The following is a 7,368-nucleotide window of genomic DNA, read 5'->3' on the forward strand; positions in this document are numbered from 1 at the left end:
CGGCCGGAGCACACCCCCCGCTCGGGGCTGGCCAGGGCGCTTCCCTGGTACGCCGAAAACGCCGGGGCCGGCGCCGCCGAGCCCGCGCTGGCCTCCTCGCCCTAGGCGAGCGGCCCTTCTTTCGTTCTGATATCCGTCAGGTCGTGCCGTCCATGCAAGCTACGCTGATCAAGGATCCCGCCGGCGAGGAGCAGGCGCCCGCCGCCTCGTTCCCGGCCTCGTACCGAAAGAGCCACCTCGACCTGCTCGAGTCGGAGGCCATTCACGTGATGCGCGAGGTGGCGGCGCAGTTCGAGCGCCCCCACCTGCTCTTTTCCGGCGGCAAGGACTCCATAGTCATGGTGCACCTGGCCCGTAAGGCCTTCTGGCCCGCGCCCTTTCCCTTTCCGCTGCTGCACATCGACACGGGGCACAACTTCCCCGAGACCATCGAGTTCCGCGACTGGCTGGCCGCCGAGACCGGGGCCGGGCTGGTGGTGCGCTACGTCCAGGACTCCATCGACCAGGGCCGCGCCGTGGAGGAAACGGGGCCCGGGGCCAGCCGCAACGCCCTGCAGACGGTCACCCTTCTCGACGCCCTCCGCGAGCTCAAGGTAGATGCGGCCTTCGGCGGGGGACGCCGCGACGAGGAAAAGGCGCGCGCCAAGGAGCGCTTCTTCAGCCACCGCGACGCCTTCGGGCAGTGGGACCCGCGCAACCAGCGCCCCGAATTGTGGAGCCTGTACAACGGCCGCAAGGCGCCGGGCGAGAACTTCCGCGTCTTTCCGCTTTCCAACTGGACGGAGATGGACGTGTGGCAGTACATCGCCCGCGAACGCATCGCCGTGCCCTCGCTGTACTTTTCGCACCGGCGCGAGGTGGTCATGCGCGACGGCCAGTGGCTGGCGCGCTCGCCCTGGGTGACGGTCGAGGCCGGCGAAACCGCGGAGGAGCGGACGGTACGGTTCCGCACCGTCGGCGACGCCACCTGCACGGGCGCGGTGGAATCGGCGGCGGCGTCGGTGGAGGAGATCATCGTGGAGATCGCCGCGGCCCGCGTGACGGAGCGGGGCGGGCGCGCCGACGACCGGCGCTCCGAGGCGGCCATGGAAGACCGCAAGCGGCAGGGGTACTTCTGATGCAGGTGCTGAACGAGGCCGCGACGGAGGGCGCCGCCGGCGCGTGGGAGCAGGCCGCCCGGCAGTACCGGGAGATGGACCTGCTGCGGCTCACCACCGCGGGAAGCGTGGACGACGGCAAGAGCACGCTGATCGGCCGCCTGCTGTACGACACCAAGTCCATCTTCGAGGACCAGCTCGAGGCCATCGAGGGCGCCAGCCGCCGCCGGGGCGAGCTGCACCTGAACCTGGCCCTGCTCACCGACGGCCTGCGGGCCGAGCGCGAGCAGAACATCACCATCGACGTGGCGTACCGGTACTTCGCCACCCCGCGGCGCAAGTTCATCATCGCCGACACCCCGGGGCACGTGCAGTACACCCGCAACATGGTGACGGGGGCGTCTACCGCCGAGCTGGCCATCGTGCTGGTGGACGCGCGCCGCGGCGTGCTCACGCAGTCGCGGCGCCACGGCTTCATCGCCTCGCTGCTGCGCATTCCGCACGTGGTGGTGGCCGTCAACAAGATGGACCTGGTGGATTTCAGCCGCGACGTGTACGACGAGATCGTGGCCGACTACACCGCCTTCGCCGAGAAGCTGGGGATCACCGACCTCACCTTCATCCCCATCTCGGCGCTGCACGGCGACAACATCGTTTCCAAGAGCGAGCGCCTGGCCTGGTACGACGGCGCCACGCTCCTGCACCACCTGGAAAACGTGAACGTGGGCGCCGACCGCAACCTGGTCGACTTCCGCTTTCCCGTTCAGTACGTGGTGCGCCCCCACCAGGACTTCCGCGGCTTCGCGGGGAAGGTGGCGTCGGGCACCATCACGCCGGGCGAAGAGGTGGTGGTGCTTCCCTCGGGCAAGACCACCCGCGTCGCCGCCATCGAGACCATGGACGGGCGCCTGGCCGAGGCGGCCGAGGGCGACTCGGTGGTGCTCACCACCGAGGACGAGGTCGACATCTCGCGCGGCGACATGATCGTGCGCCGGATGAACCTGCCCACCGTGGGCAGCCGCTTCGAGGCCATGCTCTGCTGGATGGGCGAAGCGGAGCTGGACCCGTCGGTGTCGTACGTCGTCCAGCACACCACCCGCTCGGCGCGGGCCCTGGTGTCGCGGGTGGTGTACCGGGTGAACGTGGACACCCTTCACCGCGAAGAGGTCGACCGGCTCCAATTGAACGACATCGGCCGGGTGGAGATCACCGCCTCGGTGCCGCTCTTCTTCGACGCGTACCAGCTGAACCGCGCCACGGGCAGCTTCATCCTGGTCGACCCGTTCACCAACGCCACGGTGGCCGCCGGGATGATCCGCGGCCCGGTGCAGACGGCGGACGAATTGTTCGCGCCCCGGCCGGCCGCCCCGGCGTCGTCGCCGGGCGTGGTGTGGGAAGAGTGGAACGTTCCGCGCGAGGAGCGCGAAGCGGCCCAGGGGCACGCCGCGGCGGTGCTCTGGTTCACCGGGCTGTCGGGGGCGGGAAAGAGCACCATCGCCCGGGCGCTGGAGCGGCGCCTCTTCCAGGCGGGGGTGCGCACCATGCTGCTGGACGGCGACCAGCTTCGCCACGGGCTGAACGCCGACCTGGGCTTTTCGCCCGCCGACCGGGCCGAGAACGTGCGGCGGGTGGGCGAGGTGGCCCGGCTGTTCTTCGAGGCGGGATCGGTGGTGCTGTGCACCTTCGTGTCGCCCTACCGCGACGACCGCGCCCGCGCCCGGCAGCTGGTGCCCGAGGGGCGCTTCCTGGAGGTGCACGTGGACTGCGCCCTCGACGAGCTTCGCCGCCGCGACCCCAAGGGCCTGTACGCCCGGGCCGACGCCGGCGAGGGGGTGGAGCTCACGGGGGTGTCCGCCCCGTACGAGGCCCCCGAACACCCGGAGCTGCGGCTGGACACGGCCGGGGTGGAGGTGGACGAGGCGGTCGAGGCGCTGCTGGCGCTCCTCCGGGAGCGGGGGCTGGTCGCGGACGCCGGGCGCGCATGAGCCTGCCGGCGGGCCCGGGGGCGGTGGCGGTGAAGGGCGGGGAAGGCCGCCGCGCGGCTCCCGCACGGGGGGCCGGCGCGCCGGAGGGCGCGGGCGGGCCGGGCGGGGGGATGAGGCGCAACGCGCTGCACAGCCTGGCGCTGAAGCTGGGCTACACGGCGCTGACCATCGGCACGGCGGCGCTGATGGCGCGGCTGATGGGGCCCGACGGCTACGGCGTGTACGCCTTCGTGTTCGCGGGGGCGTCGCTGCTGGCGATGCCCCTGCAGCTGGGGGTGCCCACGCTGGTGGTGCGCGAAACCTCGGCGTACGAGGCGCAGGGGCGGTGGGACCTGGTGCGCGGCCTCTTTCGCCGGGCCGACGGGGGGCTGCTCGCCTTCGGGGTGGCGCTTGCCGTGGCCGCGCTGGCCGCGCTCCCGTTCATCCCGGAAACGCCGGGGAGCGGCATGCGCCAGACGGTGCTCTGGTCGCTGCTGCTGGTGCCCGCGGTGGCGCTGGGCAACACCCGCGGGGCGGCGCTCCGCGGCCTTCACGCGGTGGGCGCGGGGCTGCTCCCCGAGCAGCTGATCCGCCCGGCGGCCTTTCTGCTGCTGGCCGCCGCCGCCGCGCTCCTGGTGCCGGGGGGGCTCACGGCCCCGGTGGCCACGGCCAGCCACGTGGCCGCCGCGCTGGTGGCGCTGGCCGCCGCCAGCTGGATGCTGCGCCGCAGGCTGCCGGCCGCGTACCACTCGGCGGCACCCGCGTACGACGACCGGGGGTGGCTGCGCAGCGTGGGCCCGCTCTCGCTTCTGGCCGGGGTGCAGGCCTGCATCCAGCACTTCGACGTCTTCGTGCTGGGGCTGTTCGCCTCGGTCGACGACGTGGCCCTGTACCGCGTGGCCCTGCAGGGCGCCACGCTCGTGGCCTTTACGCTGAACGCCACCAACGTGGCGCTGGGGCCGCAGATCGCGCGGTCGTACACCCGGGGCGACATGGACGGCCTGCAGCGGCTGCTGACCCGCACCTCGCGGGTGGCGCTGGCCACCGCGCTGGTGCCGGTGGCGATCTTCGCCCTGGCCGGGCGCGAGCTGCTCTCGGCCGTGTTCGGTGCCGGGTACGCGCCGGCCTACACCGCCCTGGTCATCGTGGCCGTGGGGGAGCTGGCCAACGTGGCCGCGGGCTCGGTGGGGCTGGCGCTGAACATGACCGGCCACGAGCGCGACGCCCTGCGCGGGCTGGGAGCCGCGGCCGCCATCAACGTAGCGCTGAACCTGCTGCTGATCCCGCGGTTCGGAATGCAGGGGGCGGCGGTGGCGATGGCGCTGGGGCTGGTGGCCTGGAACGTCCTGCTTTCGGTGTTCCTGTACCGCCGCACGGGGCTGGTGGCCTTTGCCTTTGCCCCCCGCGCCCTCCTGCGCCACCGGCCCCGGGCCGTGGCCGCGCCGACCGATTTTCCGCAGGAACCATGAAACGGCCCGACTTCTTCGTGATCGGTGCGCCCAAGTGCGGCACCACCTCGCTGGCCCGCTGGCTGGCCGAGAACCCCGGCGTGTACGTGTCGCCGGTCAAGGAGCCCTTTCACTTCAGCACCGACCTGCACCGGCAGGTACGGACGGCGGCCGAGTACGAGGCGCTGTTCGCGAAGGCCGGCGAGGGGCACGCGGCCGTGGGCGAGGCCACGACCTGGTACCTGTACTCGCGCACGGCCGTGGCCGGGATCGAGCGGTACAGCCCGGGCGCCCGCTACGTGGTGTGCCTGCGCAACCCGGTGCAGATGGCGCTTTCGCTGTACCAGCACCTGGTGTTCACCGGCCGCGAAGACGCGCCCGACTTCCTGTCGGCGTGGAAGCGCCAGGAGGCCCGGGCGCGGGGCGAGGGGATCCCCCGGTCGTGCGAGGAGCCCGCGTTCCTGCAGTACGCGAGCGTGTGCGCCCTGGGCGAGCAGCTGCAGCGGCTGTACGCGCGGGTGGACCGCGCCCGCGTGCTTCCCCTCCTGCTCGACGACATGCGCGACGATCCCGCGCGCGAGTACCGGCGCGTGCTGGCCTTCCTGGGTGCACCCGACGACGGCCGGTCGGAGTTTCCCGTGCGCAACCGCGCCAAGCACCCCCGCTCGCTGCGCCTTGCCCGGGTGATGCGCTGGGGCACCGCGGTGCGCGACCGCATGGGGCTTCCCCGCGGGCTGGGGCTGGGGCGCCTGAACGTGAAATCCGAGGGGCGCGTGGCTTCCGACCCGGAGACCGTGGCCATGCTGGAGCGGTTCTTTGCCCCCCAGGTAGACCTGCTGCGCACCCTGCTGGGGCGCCCGTTGCCGGAGTGGACGGGCACGCCCGAGGCCGCCGGACCGGGTGCCGGGAACGCGCAACCGGTTGCCATTTCGCGTCTTCGGCCCTAGATTACGCGCTCCCGCCGGGTGGCGCGCCTTCCCTGAACCTTCACTTTCCGCTTCCTTGAAACGGCTTCGTCCATGGTCCGCGCCCCTGCGCGGCCTGATCGTCCTCATGGTGTTCGCGGCCGCGCCGCGGCTGCAGGCGCAGGTGGCTCCCGAGGCGCCGGTGCTTCGTCCCGGCGACCTGGTGCGCATCACCGTGTGGAAGAACGACGCGCTGAGCGGCGAGTTCGAGGTGGGCGGCGACAGCGCCGTGGCGCACCCCATCTACCGCGAGGTGCGCGCCGCCGGCGTGCCCATGGCCGAGGTGGAGGCGGGGGTGCGGCGGGTGCTGCAGCGGTTCGAGACCAACCCGCAGTTCCTGGTGGTGCCGCTCTTCCGGGTGGCCGTGGCGGGCGAGGTGCGCCAGCCCGACCTGCTGCTGGTGAGGCCCGAGGTCACCCTCATGCAGGCCGTCGCGCAGGCCGGCGGCGTCACCGAGCGCGGCCGGCTGGACCGGGTGCACCTGGTGCGCGGCGGACAGGACCGCGTCCTGGACCTCACCCGTCCCGGCACGGGCGACATCCCGGTCCGTTCCGGCGACCAGATCCGCGTGGACCGCAGGGTCTCCGTCTTCCGGGAGTACGTGGCGCCCGCCGCCAGCGTGGTGGCCGCCCTGGCGGCCGTGGCCCGTCTGTTCATCTCGAATAATTCTTCCGCACCGAAGCAGTAGAGGTACCGATGCCGCTCTCCAACGATTCCGGGGGCAGGGCCGGGCCCGTCGTTCCCGCCCTGCGCGTGGCGCGTACGCCCGTGGCGCCGGCCGATCCGGCCGTCGACGTGGCCGGTCCCGAGACCGCCGTGCTGGCCGTAGACCTTCACGCCCTGCTGGGCGTGTTCCGCCGCCACGTGCGCCTGATCGCCGCGGTGGCGCTGGCCTGCACGGGGCTGGCGTTCTGGTACGCACGCTCGCGCCCGCCCCAGTACGAGTCCGACGCCCGCATCCGGGTGGCCGACCTTCGCCGCTCGCTCACGGGCGGCATCGAGGAACAGGCCATGGAGCGGCTCGCCGGCGGCACGCCGGTAGACCCGGTGCTTTCGCAGGTCGAGGTGCTGCGCAGCCGCACCGTGATCGGCCGCGTCGTCGATTCCGGGTCGCTGCGCCTGCGCACCGGCTCGGTGCCGTCGAGCCTGGTCGGCGACCCGCTGGTGCCGCCCAGCGCGCCCACCGACACGCTGGCGATGGAGTTCCGCGACGACGGGTACACCGCGGTGGGCCGGGCCGGAACCGCGCGGGCCGCGTACGGCCAGCCGGTGAACGTGGGCGGGGTCCGCTTCACGGTCGTGGCGCGCCCCGAGGTTTCGGTGGCGTCGTTCCCCATCGTTTCGCGCGAAGTGGCCATCGAACGGGTGATCGAGGGGCTGAACGCCCGGCTGCAGGAGCGCACCGACGTGGTGCGGCTGGGGTACGTGGCCGGCGACCCGGTGCGGGCGCAGCGCGTCCTCACCGCCGTGGTCGAGAACTTCCAGGCCGTGAACACCGAGCGCGCGCAGCAGCAGTCCAAGCGCCGCCGCATCTTCATCGAAGAGCAGATGCGCGCGGCCGACTCGGTGTTGGCCACCGCGCAGCTGGAGCTCAGCCGCTTCCAGCAGTCGGAGCAGGCGTTCAGCTCCACGCAGCGCTTCAGCACCGAGCAGCAGTCGCTGATGGAGCTGGAGCAGCGCCGCGAGGAGCTCGACGCCGAGCGCCGCACGTACCAGCAGCTGCTGGACCGGGTGATGCGTGCCCGCACCAGTGACGACGCCGCCGCGCTGCGCGCGCTCGCCGCCACGCCCGGCGTGGCGGCCAACCCGGTGGTGGCCCAGCTGTACACCCAGCTTTCGCGCCACGAGATGATCCGCGACTCGCTGCTCAGCGGGCCGCAGGCGCGCGCCGCCA

The 7,368-nt window shown here is 72.8% G+C and carries 6 protein-coding genes; all 6 read left to right on the forward strand.

Translation table 11 applies throughout. The features are described 5' to 3' along the window. Positions 1 to 152: 152 nt before the first annotated feature. Positions 153 to 1,118: a sulfate adenylyltransferase subunit CysD gene (gene cysD, locus VIB55_RS12575; RefSeq protein WP_331876995.1), complete on the forward strand. Its 966-nt coding sequence runs from the start codon at positions 153 to 155 to the stop codon at positions 1,116 to 1,118. Beyond that, positions 1,118 to 3,082, forward strand: coding sequence for a sulfate adenylyltransferase subunit CysN (cysN, locus tag VIB55_RS12580; protein ID WP_331876996.1), 1,965 nt, complete (start codon positions 1,118 to 1,120; stop codon positions 3,080 to 3,082). Before cysD ends, cysN begins: the two co-directional genes overlap by 1 nt. Beyond that, the gene (locus VIB55_RS12585; RefSeq protein WP_331876997.1) at positions 3,079 to 4,530 is read left to right on the forward strand and encodes a lipopolysaccharide biosynthesis protein; all 1,452 of its coding nucleotides are present in this window, start codon (positions 3,079 to 3,081) and stop codon (positions 4,528 to 4,530) included. Before cysN ends, VIB55_RS12585 begins: the two co-directional genes overlap by 4 nt. Continuing rightward, complete coding sequence (locus VIB55_RS12590) at positions 4,527 to 5,456, forward strand: sulfotransferase (RefSeq protein ID WP_331876998.1); 930 nt, start codon at positions 4,527 to 4,529, stop codon at positions 5,454 to 5,456. Before VIB55_RS12585 ends, VIB55_RS12590 begins: the two co-directional genes overlap by 4 nt. A gap of 55 nt (positions 5,457 to 5,511) precedes the next feature. Next, on the forward strand, positions 5,512 to 6,162 hold the full coding sequence (locus VIB55_RS12595) for a polysaccharide biosynthesis/export family protein (RefSeq protein WP_331876999.1): 651 nt from the start codon (positions 5,512 to 5,514) through the stop codon (positions 6,160 to 6,162). An 8-nt stretch (positions 6,163 to 6,170) separates the two neighbouring features. Continuing rightward, positions 6,171 to 7,368, forward strand: a 1,198-nt coding sequence (locus tag VIB55_RS12600; protein WP_331877000.1) for a Wzz/FepE/Etk N-terminal domain-containing protein, incomplete at its 3' end; no start/stop codon positions are given.

It is taken from the genome of Longimicrobium sp. (assembly GCF_036554565.1).
GTDB lineage: Bacteria > Gemmatimonadota > Gemmatimonadetes > Longimicrobiales > Longimicrobiaceae > Longimicrobium.